Source organism: Priestia megaterium (genome assembly GCF_023824195.1).
GTDB classification, from domain to species: Bacteria; Bacillota; Bacilli; order Bacillales; family Bacillaceae_H; genus Priestia; species Priestia megaterium_D.
In genome coordinates this window covers 1,208,255-1,233,638 of the sequence record NZ_CP085442.1, presented here as the reverse complement: position 1 = coordinate 1,233,638, position 25,384 = coordinate 1,208,255, and the positions used below count along the sequence as shown (strand labels likewise).

Here is a 25,384-nt window from a genome sequence, read left to right as displayed (position 1 = left end):
TCGGTATCAGCATGACAAATACACTATCACTTCCGCGCTCAGTGGAATGGAATGAATCATATATTACTTTATTAGATCAGCAGCAGCTTCCTGGCAAAGTTGAATATATTAAGCTGCAAACCATTAAAGACGTATGGGATGCTATCACTACCTTGAAAGTACGCGGAGCCCCTGCAATTGGCATTACGGCGGCTTTTGGTCTTGCTCTTTCTGCGCTTAGCTATGACACAGATTCAGTCAAGGAATTTAACAAAAAGCTAGCTCTTGATCAACAGTATTTAGCTAGTTCACGCCCTACTGCCGTCAATTTATTTTGGGCATTGGAACGCGTAGCGAAAAGCGCTGAATCCGCTTCGTCCGTTAATGAAGCTAAAACAAAAGTTGTTCATGAAGCTATTCAAATTCAAGTAGAAGATGAAGAAACGTGCTACCGAATTGGAGATCATGCTCTTTCTTTATTTAAAAAGAAAGATAAAATCATGACAATATGTAATGCTGGTTCAATTGCTACAGCTTATTATGGAACAGCCTTAGCACCTTTTCACTTGTCTAAGCAGCGCGATATTCCGCTTGAAGTATTTGCCTGTGAAACAAGACCCGTTCTTCAAGGTTCTCGTTTAACAGCATGGGAACTTCAGCAGTCGGGAGTGGACGTTACGCTGATTACGGATAATATGGCTGCTCATACAATTAAAACAAAAGAGATTAATGGGATTATTGTAGGTGCTGACCGCATTGCAGCAAATGGCGATACGGCTAACAAAATTGGAACATATGGACTTGCTCTTTTAGCGAAAGCATTCGGTATTCCATTTTACGTAGCAGCGCCGCAGTCCACATTTGATTTATCTATTCAAGACGGAAGCAGCATCCCTATTGAAGAACGTTCACCTAAAGAAGTAACGCACATTGGAGATACACAAATTGCTCCAGACGGCATCTCTGTGTACAATCCAGCTTTTGATGTAACGCCAAGCGAACTGATTACGGCCATTATTACAGAGCATGGAATTATCCATTCCCCGTCTTCTGAATCCATTCAAAAAGTTTTGCTGCAATCTGCTCAATAAAAAAAGCCGCTGCTATGCGGCTTTTTTTATTGAGCACTGGTTTTCAACTGCATTTGTAACACAATTGTAACAGTACTATCTTCTTTTACTACATATATTATAGGGGATTCTTTTTGAATAAAGGGGAGAGTAAATATGAGTTCAGAGCAAAAAACGGATAAAAACAAAGCGCTGAATCGAAAGCAGCAATATCAGCTATTCGATTTATCCAAAGATGAAGAACTAAATTCCCTCCCTTCTCCTCAGCAAATTGACGGTGTTTTTGTGCAAGGAGAAGGCTGGAAATTAGACGGTGAATAGTTATTTTAACTAAAGAGCGCCTTTTGCTACATTTCTTTCAAGCATTAATAGTTTCTCTTTTATATGAGTTTGTGAACCAGCATAACCTGTTAAAGCTCCATTTTTTCCAATCACACGGTGACAAGGTAAAATAATAGGCAGTGGATTTCGACGATTCGCTTGTCCCACAGCCCTTACGGCTTTAGAACGATTAACAGACTCCGCTACATCACTATAAGACCACGTTTGTCCATAAGGTATATGTTTAAGCGTTAACCACACTTCTTTTTGAAAGTCTGTTCCTTTTATATCCAAAGGCAAATCAAATGTTAGCATGCGCCCTTCAGCATAATCCTGCAGCTGTCGCTTCGCTTCTTTCACATAGTGATAATTCTCGTCATGGACAAGTTCTTTAAGCTGCTCATTATGATCATCGCTATCAAATAAAATATGTTGAACCCCTTTTTCCGAGGCTACAATATAAATTTTCAAATCAGAAAATAAATTCATTTCTCCATAGTACATACTTGCTTATCCTTTCTATTTAAGCTGGAAGAATAACATGAAAAGCTGTTCCTTCTCCTATTTTGCTTTCCACTTCAATTCGCCCTTTATGTTCTTCGATAATTTTATATGAGACCATCAAACCGAGTCCCGTTCCTTTTTCTTTTGTCGTATAAAATGGTTCTCCTAAGCGCTTGATGCGCTCTTCGGGCATTCCATCTCCTTGATCTCGAACGGAGACCGTTACGTAACCCGGCTCTGTGGAGTAGACTTCAATAAAAATTCTTCCCCCGTTTGACGTGACTTCGATTGCATTTTTAATTACATTTATTAGTACTTGCTTAATTTGATTTGGCTCGCAGTACACCATTGGCAGCTGAGGGGACACACTTAGTTCAAACTGAATATTTTCTAAAAGCGCTTGAGCATTTAATAAATCAATCGTTTCTTTAACAACCGCATCTAGATTTTTCTTTTCAAACTTTACGGCCTGTGGCTTAGCGAGTACTAGAAACTCTGTAATAATGGTTTCAATTCTTTTTAATTCGGATTTAATAATATCAAAATAAAGAGAGTGATCTTCTTGAATGCTGCTTTCTAACAGCTGAACAAACCCTTTTAAAGCTGTCATCGGGTTGCGGATTTCATGTGCAATCCCAGCTGCTAACTGTCCGACTACTTGAAGCGTATCCGATTTCCGAATCTGCTCCTGCATTTGATTTCGTTCCGTTACGTCTCTTAAAAGCGTCATATATAGACCTGGCAAGATATCTTTTTTCGTAGAGAATTCGATATTTTTAACTTTTTCGTTCCCCGTAACGTACGTAATCTCTCCTTCAGCTTCCCCTTTTTGCTCGATCGTTTCTTGATGCTCAATCACCGCATCTAAATTCGCTGAAGAAATAAAATTCTCCATGGAGTGCGCACAAATCTCCTCTTTGCTGAGTTCTAGAATATCACAAAGAGAAGAATTCACATCAATAATATTTCGCTTGCCGTCCCATAAAACTAATCCATCGATCGAACCATTAAAAATCTGTCTGAATTTCTCTTCGTTATTCCGAAGCTCCTGTTCGATTTTTGTACGTTCACTGATGTTTCGAAAAATGGTTAAATGGTCTCCTTCTATAATGCCTTTTTTCCCTGTGAATTCCAACTGTTTGATTTCTCCATTTGGCATGTAAAAAGGAAGCTGATTGCGAATTTCTCCTTTTGTTTGAAACGTTTGGAGCACCTTTAACGCACTAAAGCTTTTTGTATCGATAAACGTATACAAATTGCTTCCAATTAATTTATTTAACGGCAGCTCAAATGCACGCGAAGAAGCAAGATTAGCGTTCAAGATTTCACCATCGTCTCTCCAAATCAAGATCGCTTCAATCGCATTTTCAAAAATAGCCCTGAAATTTTTTTCGCTTCTCAACAGCTGCTGCTCCATCAGGCGTTTTTCCGTCACGTCTCTCATAATGGACATATAGTATTGACTGTATATATTAGCGGTTGTGGTAAATTCAAAAAAAGTAACGTCTCCATTTTCGAGCCTGATCGGTAGCTCGCCGCTTGTCTTTCCTTCTTGATGCAGAGTTCTCCATAATTTTTTCACTTTATAATGATAAGTAGGTTCTACAAGCTCTTCTAATGTTTTGGTTAGAAGCTGTGCTCTTGTATAATTTAATCTTTCGCAAAATGAAGGGTTCGCGTCGATAAGCTGACCAGTTCGATCAAAAATGACAATTCCGTCTACCGCTTCATTAAATACATCCATAAACATATGATGACTAATAAACCGTTCATTTTCCATCATTTTGTGCTGCGTAATATCTCGAAATGTACACACAATAATGCCCGACATGTGACTATGTTTGTGTGAAGTAAATTCAACATGTTTCATCATGCCGCTTCGAAGCGTCATCGCGCCTTCATATTTGAAATAGCTTTCTTCTAAGAGTGCTGGATAATACGCTTCAATCATGTCATACGGAAAATACATCAGAAAATCTTTCATTTGATACGTTAATAGCTCATCCTTTGTTTTTTCAAACAGCCCGCAGGCTGATTCATTTGCATTTATAACTTGAAAATACTCATCAAATACGACAATGGCATCTAATACGTCATTAAAAATAGCTCGTAGCTGCTGTAATTCACCTTGCTGCTTTTGCGCAGCTTCAGATGTTAATTCTCTGTGTGGTGACATGCTCATTGCTCCTTTCTTTTGCACTTCCCATTTCCCCACCTTTTATCTATAGACTTAGTATTCTACAAGATTTGCTTTTTACCTTTTTAAAATTAGGCATGTTTATTCAAAATGCGACATTTCTTCACATTATCCCGCTATTTAGAAAGAAATCATGAATAAAAAGAGATTGAGACATAACTACATCAATCCAATTTAAAGATGAACAAATTGGATAAGTGCCCTAGTATGGATCAATTGTTACACCGCTGTTGATTTCCGTGCAAGACTTCGCTTTCCTCGGGCGGCCGGTCAGCCTCCTCGTCGCTTCCGCTCCTGCAGGGTCTCACCTATTCCGCTTTTCCCGCAGGATTCTTCGCCTTGCTCTCCAATCAACAGCTAGAAGCAGCTACATACAAGAAACCTAGGTTCACCCTACCAATAAAAAAATCCGAACGAATTTGATTCTTCATTAAGAATCTCGATTCATCGTTCGGATTTTCCTTCAACAAAAATACGTTTGTCCCAGCCTCTATCGATCATTCACTACAATATAAGTTGCTTGAATAGGTCCATGCACACCAACTACTAAATTCATTTCAATATCAGCCGAATTGCTCGGTCCCGTAATAAAGTTAATGCAAGAAGCAATCGTTTCTCCTCGCTCTACTTTTTCATGAATCATTTCAGCGGCTTGTGTCATGCGAGGGACAATTGAGCTTTGAGGTATGATCGCAATATAAGTGGCGGGCAGCAAACTTACTGCTCGTCCCTTTGCAGCACTGCTAAACAAAACAACTGTTCCAGATTCCGCTAGCGTCAAATCACTGAACGTGATGCCGACGTTTGCTTGTTCAGCTAGTGTAATATTCTCATCGCCTTTTACTGAATTCCATACGTGAAGGTTACGGTTTGTTTCCCATTTCTCCATCAGCGGATTCAATCCATATTCGGAAAACCTAGGATCATTCCACGTGCAGACAAGACCATTTCCATAGTTCGCTACGGCTTCCTCAAGGGCAGCTGGTAAGTGTTGTGATGAGGTTTCTACATAGCGAGTATGAATACGTTCGCAATGGTTTTCAAGCTCTTTCTTTAATTGATCCGGCGAATAGTTGCGGTAGACCTCATGCTGAGGAGCATGCTTCCATTGTGGCTTTACTACGCCGCTTGTTCGCCTGCTTCGCTTAAGATTAGCAGCAATATTGTCTAAAAAATTGTCTCTATTTTGAATGCTTCCGTTCATCACCATCACTCCTTTTATCAAACCAATCTCGTAAGCGCTCTTTTGTAGGCGCTGGAAACTCTCTGCTTTCCGTCCACGCTTTTAATGGACCAGGCCCTTTGGAAATACTGCTTCCTGACATAAAAGGAGTAAGAGCTGCCGGTGCTACTTTAGCGCCCACTGTATATAGAGAAGAGGAAGCTGCGCCCAAGCCAAATGCTTTCATCGCCAGCTTTTCCGAAATAGGTGCTTTTCCTTCTTTTTCGACAATTCGCTGACGGTGCTTGTGCAATAGCTCATGCAGCGGAATTTTGACTGGACAGGCATCTGTACAGGCTGCGCATAGCGTTGAGGCATATGGAAGCTCTTTGTAGTCTTCATAGCCTCCAAGCAAAGGAGATAATACAGCTCCAATCGGACCTGAATAAATAGATCCATATGAATGTCCTCCAATATGGCGATACACGGGACATACATTCACACATGCCGCACAGCGAATACACTGTAAAACAGATTGAAACTCAGTTCCTAAAATCGCAGATCGTCCGTTATCTACAATCACTAGGTGAAATTCTTCTGGTCCGTCTACTTCTCCTGGAAGTCTAGGTCCCGTAAGTGCCGTTACGTAACTTGTAAGCCGCTGACCTACTGCACTTCTAGTTAACAGGCTTACCAACACTTCAAACTCTTCAAATGTTGGCACAATTCGTTCCATTCCCATAACCGTAATTTGCGTTTTAGGAAGGGCGGTCGTTAGCCTTGCATTTCCTTCATTGGTAACAAGTGAAATAGATCCAGATTCTGCAATCGCAAAATTACATCCTGTGATGCCAATATCTGCTGATAAAAATTCTTTTCTCAGCATTTCCCGGGCATGAAGAGCTAGTTCTTCAGGTTTTTCTGTTTTTTTATAAGAAAGCTTTTCCTGAAATACATCTCTAATTTGTTCTTTATTTTTATGAAGCGCAGGAGCTACGATATGAGAAGGCGGATCGTGATCATCTACTTGCAGGATATATTCTCCTAAGTCCGTTTCAATAACTTCACAGCCTAGTTCTTCTAAAGCAGCGTTCATATGAATTTCTTCTGTAACCATTGACTTGGATTTAACGACTTTCTTTGCCTGTTTTTTCCTCGCTACATTTTTTATGTACTCATTCGCTTCTTCAGCTGTTTGAGCGAAAAAAACGTGGCCTCCGCGTTTAGCTACATTATCAGTGAGCTGCTCTAAATAGTAATCTAAATTTTCAAGCGTATGCTGACGAATTTCTTCGCCAAGCGCTCTCCATTCTTCCCAGTTTCCTAACTCTTCTGCCGCATCTAATCTACGGCTTCTTAAACGCTCTTGAGCACTTGAAACCGCAAAGCGCATAAATGCATTATTGACTCCATCATCGACGCGTTTTTTAAACTGATCGTTTCCTATTTTCATAGACATTCGGTATTCTCCTTTCTTTACATTCTGCTATTTAACACTTCAGCGATATGCATCACTTTTACAGGCTGTCCTTTTCGTTCAATTCTTCCTCCAATATTCATAAGACAGCCGCAGTCAGCTCCAATTAAGTACTCTGCGTTTGTCTTAGCTATACAGCCTACTTTTTCATCTACCATTTGTTCAGAGATTTGCCCCATTTTAACCGAAAACGTCCCGCCGAATCCGCAGCAGTTATGACTGTTTTCAAGATTCTCCATTTCAAGACCCTTTACATTGTTTAATAGTGTAAAAGGTTCTTTTTTTACGTTTAGCAAACGCGTCATATGACAAGAAGAATGATAAGTGGCTTTCCCATTTAAGCTGGCTCCTACATCTTCCACTTTTAAAACGTTTACAATAAAATCCGTTAGCTCATACGTTTTATCAGCAAGCTTCACGGCAGGTTCATGCCATGCAGCATCACCTTCAAAAAGATGGGGATACTCTTTGAACATTGTCACACACGAGCCAGACGGAGATACAACGTACTCTGCATGTTCAAACGCTTTTATCATGTTTTTCATCGCTTCTTTTGATTCTTTTACATAACCGCTGTTATACGCAGGCTGCCCGCAGCAAACTTGACTCTTTGGAAAATCCACTTCGCATCCTAATCGTTCTAACAATTCTACCGTCGCTTTTCCTACATTTGTTTGAAACATATCAATCAAACATGTGGCAAATAAAGATACTTTCATCATTTGCTCCCTCCAAGCTGATCATTTTACTTCTTTTAGTTAACAGGTCATCAGATGACTTAATGCTATTATACTCCTATGTTTTTCTAATTTCACTAGTTTTTCAAAAATACATTTCTTTGTTTGATATTTTTCCCACAAAATAATAAGAGGTTGATAACGAAATCATTTCAATCTAAAGACGCACAAATGGGATTAATGGGCTAGTCGCTTGTTACACCGCTGTTGATTTCCGTGCAAGACTTCACTTTCCGCGTGCGGCCGATGAGCCTCCTCGTCGCTTCCGCTCCTGCGGGGTCTCATCTATTCCGCTTTTCCCGCAGGAGTCTTCGTCTTGCCCTCCAATCAACCGCTAGAAGAAACGAAACACGTGAAACCTACGTTTGCCATATCATTAAAAAAATCCGAACGGTGAAGATTCTCCATCAAGAATCAAACCCGTTCGGATCTTCCTTTAACTAAACTACTTTTGTCTTAGCTTCTTACTTATTTATTTCCAAAAATCATCAAATACTGTGATTGGCAATTGGCGTTTATGCTGCGTTTTTAAGAAGTGACCTTCAATGATGTTACTTGCATGTTCACCTACATCTTTGCCTTCTAAATAATCGTCGATTTGCTCATACGTTACGCCAAGCGCTTCTTCATCCGGAAGCTGTGGACGATCTTCTTCCAAATCAGCCGTTGGTTTTTTCATATATAGATGCTCGGGACAGCCTAATTCTTTTAGCATTTGTTTTCCTTGTCGCTTGTTCAGACGGAAGATAGGTACTAAGTCAGCTCCTCCGTCACCGAATTTTGTATAAAATCCTGTAACAGCTTCAGCAGAGTGATCCGTTCCTAGTACGACTCCACTGTACATTCCAGCTACCGTATATTGTGCAATCATTCGCTCACGTGCTTTTACATTTCCTTTGTTGAAGTCGGATACTTTATCTCCTGCCGCTTCTTCAACAGCAGAAAGCATAGCATCCACTGCTGGTTTTACGTTAATAGAAATAGATTTTGTTGGTTGAATAAAAGCAAGTGCATCTTGACAGTCTGCTTCATCTGCCTGCACACCGTATGGAAGACGAACAGCAATAAACTGATAGCGCTCTTCTCCGGCTTCTTCATTTAACTCATTAACCGCTAGCTGTGCCAGCTTTCCAGTTAACGTAGAATCTTGGCCGCCGGAAATACCTAGTACAAACGAACGTAAAAAAGGATATTTGTTCATGTATGATTTCAGAAAATCAACGCTGCGGCGAATTTCTTCTACGGGATTAATTTCTTTTTGTACGTTCATTTCTTCAATAATTTGCTTTTGTAGCTCTTTCATAAAAAAACTCTCCTCTCATTACTAGCTGATGGGATCTACACAAGCACTGTATCAGATAGTAACTTGCTTCTAGTCTCTTCGATATTTTGCATTTTGTTATCCCAGCAGTTTGTACTCAAGTCTACTGGATACTCTGTAGGACGGAATACATCTTCGTTCGATTTTGTAATGACTTTGTAGTCATCCCATAGATGCTTTAAGTTTTGTAAGCAGTAGGCTCTCATTTCTTCAATTGTAGGCTGCTCGTACACAAGCTTTCCCTGCGCAAAGATTGGCTGGTGAATTTTACGTGCGTTAAAGTTTGTGACAAACTTGCTGACGTGCGTGTGAATCGGATGAAACATTTTTAAGTGCTGCTCTTCGTTCGGCACTTCGTCTTGCATCGTAATATAATCGCCTTCCCATTTGTGATTCACTTGATTTACAATTCGGTATACTTCTTTTAGACCGGGAGTTGAAATTTTCTCTGGATTTTCTGACAGCTTAATCGTATCCACCATGTTTCCATGATCATCTTCAATGGAAACCAGCTTGTACACAGCTCCTAGCGCAGGCTGATCAAAAGACGTCATGAGCTTTGTTCCAACTCCCCATCCATCAATTTTGGCACCTTGCGCTTTCAAATCCAGAATGCTGTACTCATCGAGATCATTCGAAGCAAAAATTTTCACATCATGATAGCCAGCTTCATCAAGCATTTTTCTTGCTTCTTGAGAAAGATATGGAAGTCTTCCGCTGTCTAATCGAATACCGATAAAATTAATGCGATCTCCCATTTCTTTTGCTACTTTAATAGCATTTGGAATACCTGATTTTAACGTATTATACGTGTCTACTAAAAAGATACAGTTACGGTGTGATTCCGCATACTTTTTAAACGCACTATATTCGTCACGATAGACTTGAACAAGCGCATGGGCGTGAGTGCCAGACACGGGAATTCCAAATACTTTTCCCGCTCTGACATTACTCGTTGCGTCAAAGCCTCCAATATAAGCAGCCCTTGCTCCGTAAAAAGCAGCGTCTAGCTCATGTGCTCTTCTTGAGCCAAATTCCATAAGCTGATTTGTACCCGTATGCTCATATAAATTATCTTCTCCCGCCGCCAAGCGAATACGCGAGGCTTTTGTTGCAATCAGCGGATGGAAATTTAAAATATTTAAAAGCGGCGTTTCAATAAGCTGCGCTTCTGCTAAAGGAGCGTCAATTTGCAGCATTGGTTCATTAGCAAAAATCATTTCGCCTTCTACGACCGAACGAATATTACCGCTAAATCGAACTTGTTTTAAATAGTCGATAAACTCCGCTTCATAATGTAATTCTTCATATAAATAATCTAAATCCGTTTCGCTAAACCTAAAATTAGCAATAAAATCAATTACTCTTTCTAGCCCGGCAAACACCGCATAACCGCTTTCAAACGGCATCCGACGAAAGTAAGCTTCAAATACAGAACGACGGTTATGAATGTGGTCTTTAAAATACGTATGCGCCATATTCAGTTCATATAGATCTGTATGCAAAGCCAAACTATCATCTCTATATTGCTTTTTCATACTTTGTAACCCTCCATTTGACAATCCTAGTTTCTATTATGTAAATCTTTTCACAATAGAGCAAGCATAAATTATCGGAAGGTGCTTGAATTTTAGTTTTTTTGTTATTTGATGCACACTTTTCTACCTGAAATGGCGTTATTTTTCTTCCGGTATGTATTTCATTAGTACATGTTCAACATTGTCAAGATGACTCATCATAAAATGCTGAGCGTCTTCTGCATGCTGAGAGAAAATAGCCTCATAAATTTGCTGATGCTCTTTATAAATCCGTTCAGCCGTTTTTTCTTCTGCATAAAGCCAGATGCGTCTTGTCTCTTTCATCGTTTCAATCATCATTTCTGATACGTTATTCATAAGCTTCACTAAAAGAGGGTTTTGTGAGGCTTTAGCAATGGTTAAATGAAAAGCAAAATCTGCTTTCTCTCCCAGTTCTTCATTGCCAAACGCTCCTTTCATTTGTTCCAGACTATCGGACAGCTGTTTAAGGTCCGCATCCGTTCTCTTTTGAGCTGCCGCTCGAACAGCTCCAATTTCTAATACTTTTCTCACTTCAAGCAAATGTTCAATATCATTTTTATTCATTAATACAGCGCTAGTTACAGGCAAAGACAGCATATCTGAGTTAAATTCGCGTACAAATGTGCCTTCTCCTTGCTTCATCTCCAGAAGACCCATCGCCCGCAAAGCGCTAAGAGCTTCACGAATAGCTGAGCGTCCTACCTGAAAGTTTTCCGCCAGCTGCTGCACTGAATCCAAACGGTCTCCAGGCTTCAAGCTGCCTTCTTTTATATTCTCAAGAAGCGTTTCGGCTACTTCTTCGTATATTTTTTTTGGCTTAATTCGCTTATATTCCACGTTTTCCACCTCATTTTTTTCGTTCACCAAGGTTCACATTAACCGAGACTCTTTCTTCTTTTACGTTTCTGTTACATTTTACCGAAATCTTTTCCCCTCCACAACAAAAGTGCAAAGGTATTTATACTTTATTTCTCAAATGTGCTAAAATAGTAAATTGATTTCATATTACGAGTTAAAAGGAGCTTTTTGAATGAACATTGTTGTCAGTACATTGAATGCGAAGTATATTCATACTTCTTTAGCCCTTCGATGTTTAAAAGCCTATGCTGAGCCTGACTATAAAGTGGATATGGCCGAATATACAATTAAAGATCCTGCTATGAACATTGTCACAGATTTATATAAACGCAACCCAGATATTATTGGTTTCAGCTGTTACATTTGGAATATTGAAGAAACGATTAAAGTCGCACAAATGCTTAAAAAGATCAATCCCGAGCTCATCATTATATTCGGTGGACCAGAAGTAACCTATGATGTAACTCACTGGCTAGAGCGTATTCCTGAAGCTGACTTTATCGCTATTGGTGAAGGAGAAGAAACCTTCAAGCAGCTGTTGGACGAACTTCACGGAGAGCGTCAGTTTGAAAACGTAAGCGGCGTGGCTTTCCGAAAAGAAGGAAAACCAGTTGTTAATCCACAGCGCAATAAAATTGATCTGCGCGAAATGCCTTCCCCTTTCCGTTTTGAAGAAGACCGCCAAGAACTTTCAAAACGCGTTGTGTATATTGAAACAAGCCGCGGCTGTCCGTTTAGCTGTCAGTTCTGTCTCTCTTCTATTGAAGTAGGCGTTCGTTATTTCGATAGAGAAAAGGTAAAAGAAGATATTCGCTATTTGATGGATAACGGAGCGCGCACAATTAAGTTCGTAGACCGCACGTTCAACATCAGCCGCAGCTACGCCATGGAAATGTTCCAATTTTTAATTGATGAACATCGTGAAGGTACCGTGTTTCAATTTGAAATTACTGCTGATATTATGCGCCCAGAAGTTATTCAGTTCTTAAACGATAATGCGCCAAAAGGATTATTCCGCTTTGAAATTGGCGTTCAATCTACAAATGATGCTGTCAATGAACTAGTCAAACGCAAACAAAACTTTAAAAAATTAACGCGCACCGTAACAATGGTAAAAGAAGGCGGAAAGATCGACCAGCATTTAGATTTAATCGCGGGACTGCCAGACGAAGATTATAACTCATTTAAAAATACGTTTAATGATGTATTTGCACTTCGCCCTGAAGAGCTTCAGTTAGGCTTTTTAAAAATGCTTCGCGGCACCGGCTTACGCTTAAGTGCGCCTCGCTATAATTATCAATACATGGATCAGTCGCCTTATGAAATTTTAAGCAATAACGTCTTGCCATTTTCAGATGTCGTACGTATTAAACATGTAGAAGATATTTTAGAAAAGTTTTGGAATGACCATCGAATGGATGAAACAATAGAGTTTTTAGTAGAGCACTGCTATGATACACCTTTTGATTTCTTCCAAAACTTCGGGACGTATTGGGATGAAATGGGCTGGGTTCGAATCGGCCATCAGCTTGAAGATTTATTCAGACGCCTTAGACAGTATATTGAAACAGAGAATTTTTCAAATGAAGAAATGGTTGAAGGGTTTATGAAAATTGATTATTTACAAAACCAAAAGCATAAGCCTCGTAAACCTTGGTGGGACGATAAAGTAGAAAAACAAGTCCGCTCTCATTACTATCAGCAAATGCTTGCTAATCCTTCTATCATGGGACGGGCTTTTGAAGCTGAACAGCTTGCTGAAAAAGAATTATACAAGCACACTGTTTTAGAGATTCTTCCATTTGACTATATGTATTATAAACAAACGGGACAAATCAATGAACAACCATCTGTTCTTCTTGCTTATTATGATCAAAAAGCAAATGATACGAAACTTTATTCAGCACCTGTAGAAGCATTTGGTCTTCCAGTTGTAAGCTAAAACCTCGGATATCCGAGGTTTTTTTCTTTAACATTCTTTTTTCTTTTCATGCTCTTTATCAGACTTTGTCTTTCCTAGGGATTCATATATTTTAGCTGCGTTCGGATCGCCCATTTCCGCTCCGAACTCTTCTTGCAGTAATTGTTTTTGCTTCGCTTCGGTGCTCGCGATGTGCTTATTATTTTGTTTATGTTTGCTCATCGTTGCTTACCTTGCTTTCCTTTTTTTGAATTGCGATTCGCGCCTTTAGCCGGCTCCTCGCCGCCAGCATACTCAGCAGCAAATTCTGCATCTGAAAGGCTCTCTTTTGGTGTATTGTTGTTAGTTAGTGCTGATTTGTACCCTACTTTACGCTTTGCCATCATCTATCCCTCCTATGCTTGGAAGCTCATTGAACTTCCTTTTCTTAGAATGCGCCTTTTGCTAAGCAATATAAGCAGAAAAAGCTGTAAAAAAGCAGTTGAAACATGACAAAATCACTTTAATCTAAAAACGAACAAATGGGATAATGAAACCTACGTTCACCATCATAATAAAAGATCCGAACGAGTTTGATTCTTAATCAAGAAACAAACTCGTTCGGATCTTCCTGCAACTAACATAATTTTGTCCCAGCCTCTTTTATCCAATAATAATACGTTCTTTCGGATAGTGATAATCAGGTCCAGACGTTGGACGGCGAAGCATTAAGATAAATGAAAACATGCCGATTCGACCAATGAACATTAAAATCATAATAACGCATTTACCGATATCAGAAAGCCCTCCTGTAATTCCCATTGATAAACCTGTTGTCCCAAAAGCTGAACACACTTCAAAAATAAGCTCAATGAGAGAAAAATGTTCTGTAATACTTAAAATAAGAAGAGAAATCGAGCAAATGATTATAGCTAACATCGATACAGCTACTGATTTAATAATGTCATCTTCATGAATTTCGCGGCGAAAGATTTTAATCGTCTTATTTCCTCTTACGTAATAAAACAGGAAAAGAATATTTAATGCAAACGTCGTCGTACGAATTCCTCCCCCTACTGAGCTCGGAGAAGCCCCGATAAACATCATCGCGCTCATCATAATTAACGTAGGAAGCGAAAACTCATTAATATTCATGGTCGCCACTCCTCCGCTCCTTGTGGCAGCGGATTGGAAAAATGCATAAAAGAAAGATTCATGCCAAGACTTATTTGCTAAAAACCCTGAATGCTCTAGCACAAGAATCAAGATTGTTCCCCCTGCTAACAACAGAAAAAACATAATGGTCGTTAGCTTCGTAAATAGCGAAAATTGAAATTTACGCTTATCTTTAAATGTTAAAAAATAGTGCTTAATTTCAATTAATACAGGGAATCCAATCGCTCCAAGCGTAATTAAAATAACGGTTACCACTTGTACAAAATAATCATGGGCATACGGAATAAATGAAGATCCTGTAATATCGAAGCCAGCATTTGTTGTAGCGCTGACAGAAGCAAAGAAACCATGCAGAAACGCATCTGTCCAGCTCGAATAATAACGGAGAAAATGTAATCCTAAAATAATGGCGCCAACTAGTTCAATGGCAAAAATAATAAATAAAATATTTCTCATCAAGTCAACTAATCCTGATAAGCGGGATTGGTTATGGTCTGTCATAATGAGCTGACGTTCCTTTAAACCAATTTTTTTACCTAAAATTATCCAAATGAATGTACTGAGTGTCATCACACCAATACCACCGATTTGAAAGATAAAAGCGAGCAAAAAATAGCCCGTCGTACTGAATGTATCCGGAGTAGAGACAGGTGTCAGCCCTGTTACACTTACCGCACTAACGGCAATAAATAAGCGATCAATAAATGCTAACTTCACTCCCGGCTTTAAAGCTTCTGGAATACTAAGTAATAGAAATCCAAGCGTAACAGCCACTATGTAAAATGTAACAATAATTTGAGCTGAAGACATCTGTCTTACTCGTCGTTTCCATGGTTGCGGCATAATCTGACATTCCTTTTTTGTTATAATACTAATAGTTTTCTTCTTTCTTCCCAAAGCATACTCATTGTTACACGGATCGAAATATCCATGTAAAAAATCCCATGTTCAAGAAGGTGACTACATTAGTATAAAAGAAGTCACCTCACTTGTCATTAGATATCATAAATCCCAGCAGTCCGCATAAAGAACCGTCACTCAATATTGTCTGTTTACACAAAAAAACGAGGTTGAGACATAATTAAATGAATCCAATCTAAAGACGAACAAATGGGATACATGAGCTGAACCGCTTGTGACATGGCTGTTGATTTCCGTGCAAGACTTCGCTTTCCGCGGGCGGCCCGTGAGCCTCCTCGTCGCTGACGCTCCTGCGGGGTCTCACTTGTTCCGCTTTTCCCGCAGGAGTCTTCGCCTTGCCCTCCAATCAACAGCTAGAAGCAACTACATATTTGAAACCTACGTTCACCATAACAAAAAAACGAACCACTAATATCAGTGGTTCGTTTTTCACTTCGGCTAAAATACTTTTGTCCCAGCCTCGTCTTTATTTTATTTAGAGCGTTTTTCTAGCCAATCGCCGATTGAAGGATATGTTTCCTTCACTGCTTTTGGACCAAATACAACAGATACGTGACCTGTTTGCAACAATTTATACTCTTTATCTTCACTTGAAACAGCGTCCATTAAAGCTGCCACTTGATGCGGCATCGCAATATGATCACGGCTAGCAGCAATGTTTAAAATATTAGCTTTAATATTTTTTAAATCTACTTTGCGTCCGCGAACTTCAAGTTCACCATTGATTAGTTTGTTTTGTTGATAGAAGTCACGAATCCACTGACGATAAGCTTCGCCAGCAAATGGGATTCCGTCAGCAACCCACTTTTGCATTAGCTTCCAGCTTTCAACAAAGCGCTGATTTTCCGAGCGGTCCACCAACGTTACATACGGGCCGTAGAAATTCGTGATTGGCTTTAACATCTTGTTTCCAAAGTCAATCATCTCTGGAGGGATGTTTCCGAATGTATCTACTGCTTTATCTAAATTAAAGTAGCGATCGTCTAGAAATGCCCCGTATAAACCTGTATCCGAAAAATCAAATGGACTTGTCATAAAAATTAAGTTTTTAATCGGCAAGTCTTCATTTAATGCAGCAAAAATAGATGTCATAGTTCCGCCCATGCAGTAACCAAGAACAGACAAATCAGGAGATTTAGAAGTGCGCAGCACCTTTTTCGCCGCTTTTGGAATATAGTCCACGATATAATCATCTAGCTTCATATTGCTATCTTCAAGCCCAGGAGTTCCCCAGTCAAGCAAATACACGTCAAAACCGCGGTTTAATAAGTATTCAACAAGGCTGTTTCCAGGTGTTAAATCCAAGATATACGGTTTATTGATCAGTGCATATACGAGTAAGATTGGTGTTTTATGCAGGTTATCTTTTACTGGCGTATAGCGATATAATTTCGCTTTGTTCTTTTTCCAAATAACCTCTTTTGGTGTTAATCCAACTTCCGGTTCCGCTTCTGTTGTCATAATTTCATATGCACGCTTAAAACGTCTTGCAGAACTTTTATATTCACTTGGCATTGATTTGATTAATTTTTCCCACTCTTGCACGTAAGGAATTGCCACGAATATACACACCCTTTCATTCCATTAGTAGTTAGTTAACAAGCACAGCCCCGACAAAAGTCAGGGCCAGCATCTATTACATGTATAAGCCGCCGTTAATGTTTAACTGTTGTCCTGTAATGTACGCGCCGTCTTTTGCTAAGTAAACAACTCCACGTGCAATTTCTTCAGCGTGGCCTAAGCGACGAGTTGGAATTTTCGCAACAATTTTTGCACGAACATCTTCAGGAATTGCCATCACCATTTCCGTTTCAATAAATCCTGGGCAAATTGCATTAACCGTTACGCCTGTCTTAGCTAGTTCAAGAGCTAATGATTTAGTGAATCCTAGCATACCTGCTTTAGCAGCTGAGTAGTTTGTTTGACCAAATCCGCCCGCTTGACCAATAATTGATGAAATATTGATAACACGACCACCTTCAGATTCTAAAAGGTGCGTTAGCGCAGCTGATGTTGTGTTGTATACGCTATGTAAGTTTACATCAATTACTTTTTTCCAATCTTCTTCACCTAACTTCTTGAATGAACGGTCGCGCGTAATTCCAGCATTGTTTACTAGAATGTCTAATTGACCAAACGCAGCTTTTGTTTCTTCGATTAGGTGTTTTGCTTGATCTACATAAGACACGTCAGCTTGAACCGCAATAGCTTCTCCGCCGTTGTCTTTAATTTCTTTTACAATTGCTTCTGCAGATTCTTTACTGCTGTTATAGTTTACTGCTACTTTTACTCCATTAGAAGCAAGCTCACGTGTAATTGCTGCCCCGATACCTTTAGATCCGCCTGTTACGATTGCTACTTTACCTTGTAATGTTGTCATGAAAAATTTCCCCCTTGCTTCTTCAGCGATGATTTTTACTGTAAATACAGCAGTTAATGTTGTTATAAAATCCCCTATACCTTACTTGCGAGCTGGCTGCTCAGTTTTTTGAGCGTTTGATGGTTTTGCTTCAGCTTTAGCTTCTGCCTTTGGCTTTTCAGCTAATTTTTCTTGTTTTTCTAACAGCTGAGCCTGAAGCTGCTCACCTTGAGTTTTAATTTGTTTTTGAATAGTTTCTTTTAACTCGTCTTGTGTTTTTTGCTGCCCTTCAAGAAGAGACAAAACTTTGTCGAGTTTTTTGTCTAACGATTTGACATCAGATTTCAGCTTAGTTACATCTTTTTTCAAAGCAGATGCACTTTCTTGCTGTGCTTCTAATTCATCAAAACGATCGTCAAATTGCTCTTCTAATAATTCTACTTTTTCTTCCACATTGATGACTAATGACGCAACGTTTGCTACATCTTCTTTTGTTGGTACATTTACTTGGTGCAGATAGCGCCCCGTTACTTCATTTACTGCTTGTTGATATTGAAGGTTCATATTTAGCACATTTCCCATGAGCTGGGAAAATTCTTCACGATTCATATTGTCCCCAATAACTTTACCCCAGTAAGATTCGGTTTTGTCATATACGTCTTTCCATGCTTGAAACGGATCAAATACTTTTTGCTGTTCCAAAACTCCATCTCCTTTCTTGTGTACGTTAAAAGTGATGGCTTTCAATATGGACACTTAATGTGACAAGCGACATATTAGAAGCTCTAAGTAAACGCAACCAATTTTGCGTTTATTTATTGGATAATGTAAATCTTTTCACAATTCACTTACCAACAAATTATAAATGTTATAAAAATTACCTACATGTACTATTATAAATTCGTTTTCCAAAATAAACAATTCTAAATCTTTGTTTATTTTTGAATTTTTTTGACGCTTTTTGTCGAAATCCAAAAAATCGTTCTTTTTTCCTGTATTTGAAAGACCTGTTTTAAAGTGTTGACAATTTTTTCATCTAGGTGTAAATTACACATATAGAAAACAAATTCTCTTTTTTCGAAGGGGTGATTACCTTGGGATCAAGTGAAAAAGATAACACCTCTAATTCAAACAACTTAGAAAAATCGATTAGCGGTGCACCAAAAAACTTGATGGTTCCTTTTCTTCTTTTAAGTTTAAGAGGTTGGAATCTACATGGTTACAAGCTCATTCAGCAACTAATGAGCTTTGGATTCACATCAGTTGATCAAGGAAATGTCTACCGCACGCTGAGACAGCTTGAAAAAGACAACTTGATTACATCGCAATGGGATACATCAGCTGAAGGACCTGCACGCCGGATTTATTCATTAACAGATGCCGGTGAACAATATTTAAGCATGTGGGCTAATTCACTTGAACAGTATCAAAACATGTTAGATTCATTTTTTCACATGTATACCGACATGTTGTTCCCTTTTAGCTCTTCTTCTTCTAAAAAGTCAAAAGAATCAAAAGAGGAAGAAAACGATTAAAGGGATTCACGCAGTACATCTGCGTTTCCTAATATAATGTTAAATTTCACGGTCAATCAGCGAGCGCGGAATGTTAGGTTTATTACACAACTACGAATTTCTTCTTTAACGTTTTGTTCATTACGATAACTGTTCGCCAGACCAAATTATTCAAGGAGGAATTTGATTATGTCAACAGTAAAGTATGATACAGTAATTGATGCAATGTGGGAACAATGGACAAAGGGGTTACAAAACATTGCAGACGGAAACAAACAAATTGAGCAATGGACGTTAAAAGCACTTGAGCAACAGCAAGAATTTGTAACAAAAGCAGTTGAACAACTTCAAGCAACAGACAAACAATGGAAAGCTGAATTAGAAGATCTTCAACAAAAAACAGTTGAAAACTTACGTAAAACAGCTGGTAACGCTGTTGCCGATTCTTATGAAGAATGGACAAACCGCACGCATGAAGCATTAAATAAATTACAAGAGCTTTCTCTTAACCAAAGCAAATCAAGCTATTCTTTAGTAAAGCAAGCTCAAGAACAATATCATCAAGTAGTAACACAATTAGTAGAAGAGCAAAAGAAAACGCGCCAAGAATTCCAACACGTATCTGATGCATACGTAGAACAAGTAAAATCTCTTCAAAAGTCATTTGCTCAGTCTCTTGAGCAATATGCAGTTGTAAAATAATATATAAAAAAGCCCAGCTTCTTTGAAAGCTGGGCTTTTTTATACTTTCTTGCAAACCATTACCAGTATGCAAAATGGTAAACAACAAATAATACAGGTACAGCAGTGAACTGCTGTACAACTAAAAAAGGAGATGACTAATCATGGCTAGAACAAATAAACTATTAACACCAGGAGTAGAACAATTTTTAGATCAATATAAATATGAAATCGCTCAAGAATTTGGGGTAACTCTAGGTTCTGACACTGCTGCACGCAGCAACGGCTCAGTAGGCGGAGAAATCACAAAACGCTTAGTGCAACAAGCTCAAGCTCACTTAAGCGGCAGCACACAAAAATAAAACACAATTTCATAACATGGCTAAAAAAAGGCACCTGCGCGTGCCTTTTTTCTTACATAATATAGTCTTTTAAATACACGTAGTCCCCCGCTAATATAATAACCATCGCGATGATATATTTACGGTTTCTTTCAATCGTTTTCCGGCTCACTTTGACATGTTTTTCAATCAAGCGAATAGGAAGCTGCCGCTTTAAAAACAGCTTATCTTTTAATTCTTTTTCATTGACGATAAAAGATGCAACTTCCACTGCATTTCCCCTTGCATCCTTATGTTTAGGAGACGTGTTAATAATGTCTTCAAGAGTTAATTTAAACAATTTTAGCGTCTGACAAAAATAAGTCATTTCCTCTTGAATATATGAAGTTTCACTTTGCCTCTTATAGTTAGAAAGGGATATATCCCTTTCTACCTTCCCTTGAATAAAACCTTCATTTTCAATTCGGTTATAGAGCAGCGTTTGATTTCGCTTTTCTTTTCGAATATAGTCGATTACTCTTCTTTTGATAATAAGCTCCGCAAACGCAAGAAGGGATCGTCCTTTTTGGATTGTGTAATTTTCAATGGCTTCATTAAATGCAATCAGACCAATGCTAAATTCATCGTCAGCTTCACTTATATAACGTTTACATACAGCTGAAACAACTTTAGCAATAAACGGTTTATATTGTTGAATCATTTCATTATGTAATTGTTTATCCCCTTGCTGAATCGTCAGTACAAGCGTTTCAAGCGATGGAGGCGTTTGAACTTTTGTGAGCATTGGCTTCACCTCTTTTACTATACTCAGTTGCTTTATACCATGTTAATATCCATTCTTTTGATGACGAGCAGGGTTGAGAAGCGCTCTGCTCCTTTTAATTTCCCTTTATTATAACCCATAATAGCTCAATTTTACCAATTAACATACATTTGAAATATATGTTTATGAACTGAAATAAACTTCATTGAACTGAATTACTCACCGCTGCTTTCTGTTCTCTACAGAATATGAACGAAAAAGCAAAACATTCGGATATACAGTAATTAAACAGCAGTTAGTTCTTTTACCCTTTCTCTAAACGATCTAAACTAGGTATTTTGTCTCAATATAAAAAACGCGCGTTCAATTCGCATTGAAGGCGCGTTTTTTTGTATTATTGATTTTCAATTTTTTTTAACGATTCTTTTTCTTTCTCTGAGCCTTTAAGATCAGTTTGTTCTTTATTTTTAGATAGAAACCAGCCTGAAGCTGCTATAGCAAGTAACACAATCCAAAACGTAATTTTCCACACTTTTGATTCAGGGAAATGTTCATTAATAATACCTAACTCTGGATGAGCAAGGGTGTAGACCGCTAACTTAACCCCTACCCAGCCTACGATAGCAAAAGCTGCCGTTTCTAGGCCTGGGCGCGTATTTAATAGCTTCACGAACCAAGTTGCAGCAAAACGCATAATAATTAATCCCATAATTCCTCCGGCGAAGATCACCAAGAATTGTCCGCCATCGAGTCCGCCAATTTGAGGAAGGTTTGTTGTTGGCAATGTAACGGCGAGAGCCACAGCGGCCAAAATTGAATCAACGGCAAAAGCAATGTCCGCTATTTCTACTTTTAAAACCGTCATCCAGAAACTTGAGCCCTTTTTCTCATCTGCTTCTTTCACTTTTTCACGATCGTCTTTTTTCACATACCGCTTCACAATATGATTAATGGAAATGAACAATAAGTAAATGGCTCCTATGGCTTGAAGCTGCCATACGTCGACTAAAAATGAAATCAAAAACAATGAACCAAATCTAAAAATAAAGGCACCGGCTAATCCGTAAAATAATGCCTTCTTGCGTTTTTCTTCCGGTAAATGTTTGACCATAATGGCCATCACAAGAGCATTATCCGCCGCCAAAATTCCTTCTAATGCAACCAGCACTAGCAATACCCATCCATACTCTAACAAAAGCGATGCATCCATAAAAATCCCCTCTCGTTTCTTTGTATAAGTTTATTTATCCTCATTACCGGAATAAAACACAAAAAGACCTTTGCCAAATATGGCAAAGGTCTTGCTAAGCATAATCATTATGCCAACAAAGCCGATGGAATACTCCATGTAATGACGACTTTGTTTCAGGTTTCCCTGACGCTACTCCCCTTTACTCCGTAAGAAGTAAATGTATTAAGTTGTTTTTATTTTACAAAAGGTCCACTAATAAGTCAATTAAAAGCCCTCTAAACTTTTGTTAAGCTTTTGTTAAGCGTTGTAATACATTCAAAAACGCTGAAATATGAATAGGCTTTGTTACGTATTCACTAAAGCCGACTAAAAAAGCTTGATCGATATCGCTTTGCATCGCGCTTGCACTCAGGGCAATTCGAGGAATGTGCTTCAATTCTTTTTCCAGCTGAAGCTGTTTGCATACCTCAAAACCATTCATATCAGGCAGATCAATATCAATTAAGATCATATCCGGTGAAATAGACCTGATCAGCTGGATGCCGTTTTCGCCTGTTTTGGCAACTAGGAGCTTAACGTTTTTATATGGAGAAAGAATCGATTGCATAAGCTCAATATTTGTATCGTTATCCTCAATATATACAATTGATGTCGGCATGGAAAAGCCTAAAAAAGGCTCAGCTTCTCCTTCATTGGATAATTGTTTAGGAACAGGTGGATGTACTAAAGAAAAACGAACCCAAAATGTACTGCCTTTTCCTTCTTCACTTTGCACTCCGCACGTTCCATTCATTAATACAACAAGCTGTTTTACAAGCGCCAGCCCAATTCCTGTTCCGTCTTTTTCTAGTCTATTCACACGGTAGAAAGGCTCAAAAATCCGATGCAATTCCGAAGCTGGAATTCCAAAGCCCTTATCCTCAATCGATATAGTTACGTGATGCTGAGTGATGTCAGTATAGATAATGATATCGCGATAAGCAGGCGAATATTTAATGGCATTGGTAAGCAGGTTTAATAAAATCTGCTGAAACCTAAGTTCATCTACTTCCACAAAGACTTCTTGGTATGCGTGAAAGCGAGTATAAAATATACTATGCTTATCTTTTGCTAATGGTTTCATAATTTTAAGCGCGTCTTCAATTGCTTCTTTTACCGACACTGGTTCAAGGTTAATCGCCAAGTGACCTGATTCAATTTTCGATAAATCAAGCGTTTCATTGATTAAATAAAGAAGATGATTACCAGCTTTTAAAATTTTTCGTATACGATTCAATTGTTTTTCTGTTAAATCTTTCTCTCCTTGTTCTTCCAATATCTGTGCATAGCCTAAAATACTATTTAAAGGCGTTCGAAGTTCATGGCTTACCTTTGATAAAAATTCTGACTTAGCTTGATTTGCTTTTTCGGCTTCTTCTTTGGCTATAATCATTTGCTGATTGGAATGAAGCAGGTCCTGTTCTTGTTCCTGCTGCTTTGTAATATCATAAAATGTGACAACTACGCCTTTATAATATTTGCTTTCTTGCAGAGGTTCAGCATTCACCGAAAGCCAAGTCAACTTTTTCTCATTCAAATAAATGCCCATGACCGTGTTTCGCACAGGCTCTTTTGTATGAAGACAGCGGACAGATGGAATATCTTCGAGTGCAAAAGCTGTGCCATCAGGATGAATAATTTCCCAATCTAAACCAAACGGGTTAACTGCTAAGATTTCATCATAAGGCACGTTGAGAATCTTAGCAGCGTATGCATTGGCAGCAATTAAGTTTCCTTCAAGGTCATGAAACACCACGCCTTCTGACATTGTAGAAAGAACGGAGCGATACATGCTTTCACTTTTAGCCAGCTTTTCTCTTGCTTCGTGAAGATCAGTAATATCTACTATAGAACCAATAACTTCTTGTACTTCTCCTTTGTAGATATGAGGCGTTAACTTCGTATAATAAGCAAAGTCGTTCAAAAGTACTTCATACGACACTTTCTCTCCCGCCCATGCTTTATCATAGTAACTCCTATTATCTCTTGCGTAGGATTCAGGTAAAAATTCATCAAGTGTTTTTCCGACAACATCTGTTTCGTCATATCCCATTTCACGAATCATTTTGCCTTCGCACATCGTATAGACATACCCTTTACTGCCTTTCACAAATTTAAAAATAGTGCCATCTTGCTGTGAAAGCGTGCGTTTTAAATCTTTTTGTAAATTCAAAAGCTGCTGTTGAGCCATTTTTCGATCTGTCACATCTTTGGCGATGACGTAACTGCCTTTAATTTGATCATGAACAATAATGGGCATTTGCGTTACTTCAACGTATACAGACTGATTATCTTTGCGAATCAGCGTTGCCTCATAATATACAGAGTCTCCGCTCAGGGATTTCCACATATATTCTTCAGCTATTTCAGCTTCTCTAAACATAGAAGGAAACGGGATTTTCTCCATTTTATTTAACGTGTATCCTGTTAGCTCGATTCCTTTTGGATTAATTGTTTGAATATTGCCGTACAAATCAACTGCACACACAATGTTAGGGTTGTAGTTAAAAAGAGATTGATAATACTCTTCTTTTAATTGACTGTCTCTCACTTCTTCCTGACGCTTAAAAGCAGCAACAAGCAGAAAGACAATGAGTAGCGTAATTGTGATGCTTGCAATCATATTGGAAAATGGCGCTTGATACGGCAGCCACTGGCCCCATCTTCTAGCAAATGAATGTGCAATATGCAGCTTCATCCCATACATACTGATGAAATGCATAACTGAAATGCCAATGCCCAATAAAATAGAGCTAACCAATTTAAGGAACGGGTTAGCTTTCACGCTTTTCGAACGAAAAAACAGGTGCATGGCATAAAATGCAACGACTAGAGCAATGATGATAGAAAGCAAAACAGATAGCACCGCATAATGAATGTGCGCTTCGGTTTCAATTGCTGCCATTGCAATATAATGTGTACCCAGAATACTGCTTCCTAAAATCAGCCCTGACCATACCGACGTGCGCCATTTCCAAAATGTCCAAAATGCACCTAGTGATCCGCTAATCGCTATTATTAAAGCAAGGACGGAAAGTACACCATCAAAATGAAAGCTAACAGGCACATAATAACCAAACATAGCAATATAGTGCATAGCCCCTACTCCAATTCCCATTGAAGCCGCTGACAGAGTAAGCCATAAATAATTATTTCGCTGCTCTTTCATCATTTTGCTCATAATATCAAGTGCTGTATAAGAGGCAAGGATCCCTACAATGACAGCAAGAAATACGGTAAATTCATTATAATGACCAGTAATTGAAATCATTTTCTTTCCTTTCAATTCAACGTTACTTCTTCTATCTAACTC

Annotated in this window: 24 protein-coding genes and 1 riboswitch; of the genes, 6 read left to right on the top strand and 18 right to left on the bottom strand. The window is 38.7% G+C overall.

The annotated features are described in order from the left end of the window. The first annotated feature begins 11 nt into the window (after positions 1 to 11). Positions 12 to 1,070, top strand: a complete 1,059-nt coding sequence (gene mtnA, locus LIS78_RS06295) for an S-methyl-5-thioribose-1-phosphate isomerase (protein ID WP_195780846.1) — start codon at positions 12 to 14, stop codon at positions 1,068 to 1,070. Positions 1,071 to 1,205: 135 nt separating this feature from the next. Then, positions 1,206 to 1,370: a hypothetical protein gene (locus LIS78_RS06290; RefSeq protein WP_013055953.1), complete on the top strand. Its 165-nt coding sequence runs from the start codon at positions 1,206 to 1,208 to the stop codon at positions 1,368 to 1,370. A 9-nt stretch (positions 1,371 to 1,379) separates the two neighbouring features. Here the strand turns inward: LIS78_RS06290 and LIS78_RS06285 are convergent, their stop codons facing one another. From LIS78_RS06285 to LIS78_RS06250, 8 genes are all read right to left on the bottom strand, one after another. Then, the gene (locus LIS78_RS06285; RefSeq protein WP_195780847.1) at positions 1,380 to 1,874 is read right to left on the bottom strand and encodes a methylated-DNA--[protein]-cysteine S-methyltransferase; all 495 of its coding nucleotides are present in this window, start codon (positions 1,872 to 1,874) and stop codon (positions 1,380 to 1,382) included. A gap of 19 nt (positions 1,875 to 1,893) precedes the next feature. Beyond that, positions 1,894 to 4,050 carry a PAS domain S-box protein gene (locus LIS78_RS06280; protein ID WP_229754471.1) on the bottom strand — a complete coding sequence of 719 codons (2,157 nt, stop codon included), beginning with the start codon at positions 4,048 to 4,050 and terminating at the stop codon, positions 1,894 to 1,896. A gap of 511 nt (positions 4,051 to 4,561) precedes the next feature. Further along, positions 4,562 to 5,275, bottom strand: coding sequence for a LutC/YkgG family protein (locus LIS78_RS06275; RefSeq protein ID WP_195780849.1), 714 nt, complete (start codon positions 5,273 to 5,275; stop codon positions 4,562 to 4,564). Then, a complete protein-coding gene (locus LIS78_RS06270; RefSeq protein ID WP_057238750.1) occupies positions 5,253 to 6,692 on the bottom strand; it encodes a LutB/LldF family L-lactate oxidation iron-sulfur protein in 1,440 nt (479 codons plus the stop codon). Before LIS78_RS06270 ends, LIS78_RS06275 begins: the two co-directional genes overlap by 23 nt. A gap of 17 nt (positions 6,693 to 6,709) precedes the next feature. After that, positions 6,710 to 7,429 carry a (Fe-S)-binding protein gene (locus tag LIS78_RS06265; protein ID WP_029325071.1) on the bottom strand — a complete coding sequence of 240 codons (720 nt, stop codon included), beginning with the start codon at positions 7,427 to 7,429 and terminating at the stop codon, positions 6,710 to 6,712. A gap of 490 nt (positions 7,430 to 7,919) precedes the next feature. After that, the gene (gene nadE / locus LIS78_RS06260; protein WP_252284844.1) at positions 7,920 to 8,750 is read right to left on the bottom strand and encodes an NAD(+) synthase; all 831 of its coding nucleotides are present in this window, start codon (positions 8,748 to 8,750) and stop codon (positions 7,920 to 7,922) included. A 35-nt stretch (positions 8,751 to 8,785) separates the two neighbouring features. Next, entirely contained in the window at positions 8,786 to 10,306 is a 1,521-nt protein-coding gene (locus LIS78_RS06255; protein WP_195780851.1) for a nicotinate phosphoribosyltransferase, read from the bottom strand. Between the two features lie 138 nt (positions 10,307 to 10,444). Further along, entirely contained in the window at positions 10,445 to 11,164 is a 720-nt protein-coding gene (locus LIS78_RS06250; protein WP_280640304.1) for a FadR/GntR family transcriptional regulator, read from the bottom strand. Positions 11,165 to 11,357: 193 nt separating this feature from the next. On the opposite strand from LIS78_RS06250, the gene LIS78_RS06245 reads away from it, so the two are divergent. Beyond that, entirely contained in the window at positions 11,358 to 13,127 is a 1,770-nt protein-coding gene (locus LIS78_RS06245; RefSeq protein WP_252284843.1) for a B12-binding domain-containing radical SAM protein, read from the top strand. A gap of 27 nt (positions 13,128 to 13,154) precedes the next feature. Here LIS78_RS06245 and LIS78_RS06240 read toward each other — a convergent pair whose 3' ends face one another. The 7 genes from LIS78_RS06240 to phaR all read right to left on the bottom strand — a co-directional run bounded on the left by LIS78_RS06240 (position 13,155) and on the right by phaR (position 18,243). Beyond that, complete coding sequence (locus tag LIS78_RS06240) at positions 13,155 to 13,328, bottom strand: protein YkzE (protein WP_013082205.1); 174 nt, start codon at positions 13,326 to 13,328, stop codon at positions 13,155 to 13,157. Next, positions 13,325 to 13,492 carry a protein YkzP gene (gene ykzP, locus LIS78_RS06235; RefSeq protein ID WP_474326131.1) on the bottom strand — a complete coding sequence of 56 codons (168 nt, stop codon included), beginning with the start codon at positions 13,490 to 13,492 and terminating at the stop codon, positions 13,325 to 13,327. The genes LIS78_RS06240 and ykzP overlap by 4 nt, the downstream gene beginning before the upstream one ends. A 256-nt stretch (positions 13,493 to 13,748) precedes the next feature. Further along, entirely contained in the window at positions 13,749 to 15,128 is a 1,380-nt protein-coding gene (locus LIS78_RS06230; RefSeq protein WP_286676965.1) for a TrkH family potassium uptake protein, read from the bottom strand. 185 nt (positions 15,129 to 15,313) lie between these two features. Next, on the bottom strand, positions 15,314 to 15,532 hold the full coding sequence (locus LIS78_RS06225) for a hypothetical protein (RefSeq protein WP_209151188.1): 219 nt from the start codon (positions 15,530 to 15,532) through the stop codon (positions 15,314 to 15,316). 121 nt (positions 15,533 to 15,653) lie between these two features. Continuing rightward, positions 15,654 to 16,742 (bottom strand): class III poly(R)-hydroxyalkanoic acid synthase subunit PhaC, encoded by a 1,089-nt coding sequence (locus LIS78_RS06220; protein WP_013055939.1) that lies wholly within the window; start codon positions 16,740 to 16,742, stop codon positions 15,654 to 15,656. Positions 16,743 to 16,818: 76 nt separating this feature from the next. Further along, a complete protein-coding gene (locus LIS78_RS06215) occupies positions 16,819 to 17,562 on the bottom strand; it encodes an acetoacetyl-CoA reductase (RefSeq protein ID WP_013055938.1) in 744 nt (247 codons plus the stop codon). A gap of 81 nt (positions 17,563 to 17,643) precedes the next feature. Then, entirely contained in the window at positions 17,644 to 18,243 is a 600-nt protein-coding gene (phaR, locus tag LIS78_RS06210) for a polyhydroxyalkanoic acid synthase subunit PhaR (RefSeq protein WP_209151186.1), read from the bottom strand. A 392-nt stretch (positions 18,244 to 18,635) separates the two neighbouring features. On the opposite strand from phaR, the gene phaQ reads away from it, so the two are divergent. From phaQ to LIS78_RS06195, 3 genes are all read left to right on the top strand, one after another. Then, positions 18,636 to 19,076, top strand: coding sequence for a poly-beta-hydroxybutyrate-responsive repressor (phaQ, locus tag LIS78_RS06205; RefSeq protein ID WP_013055935.1), 441 nt, complete (start codon positions 18,636 to 18,638; stop codon positions 19,074 to 19,076). Between the two features lie 168 nt (positions 19,077 to 19,244). Beyond that, a complete protein-coding gene (gene phaP / locus LIS78_RS06200; protein ID WP_014461097.1) occupies positions 19,245 to 19,757 on the top strand; it encodes a polyhydroxyalkanoic acid inclusion protein PhaP in 513 nt (170 codons plus the stop codon). Positions 19,758 to 19,900: 143 nt separating this feature from the next. Beyond that, complete coding sequence (locus tag LIS78_RS06195) at positions 19,901 to 20,098, top strand: alpha/beta-type small acid-soluble spore protein (RefSeq protein WP_013055933.1); 198 nt, start codon at positions 19,901 to 19,903, stop codon at positions 20,096 to 20,098. Between the two features lie 52 nt (positions 20,099 to 20,150). Here the strand turns inward: LIS78_RS06195 and sigI are convergent, their stop codons facing one another. The 3 genes from sigI to LIS78_RS06180 all read right to left on the bottom strand — a co-directional run bounded on the left by sigI (position 20,151) and on the right by LIS78_RS06180 (position 25,342). Beyond that, the gene (gene sigI, locus LIS78_RS06190; protein ID WP_057238761.1) at positions 20,151 to 20,861 is read right to left on the bottom strand and encodes an RNA polymerase sigma factor SigI; all 711 of its coding nucleotides are present in this window, start codon (positions 20,859 to 20,861) and stop codon (positions 20,151 to 20,153) included. Positions 20,862 to 21,234: 373 nt separating this feature from the next. After that, a complete protein-coding gene (locus LIS78_RS06185; RefSeq protein WP_195780855.1) occupies positions 21,235 to 22,050 on the bottom strand; it encodes a TerC family protein in 816 nt (271 codons plus the stop codon). Positions 22,051 to 22,146: 96 nt separating this feature from the next. After that, positions 22,147 to 22,242: riboswitch (yybP-ykoY riboswitch) on the bottom strand. A gap of 76 nt (positions 22,243 to 22,318) precedes the next feature. Further along, entirely contained in the window at positions 22,319 to 25,342 is a 3,024-nt protein-coding gene (locus LIS78_RS06180; protein ID WP_252284841.1) for a PAS domain S-box protein, read from the bottom strand. Positions 25,343 to 25,384: the final 42 nt, after the last annotated feature.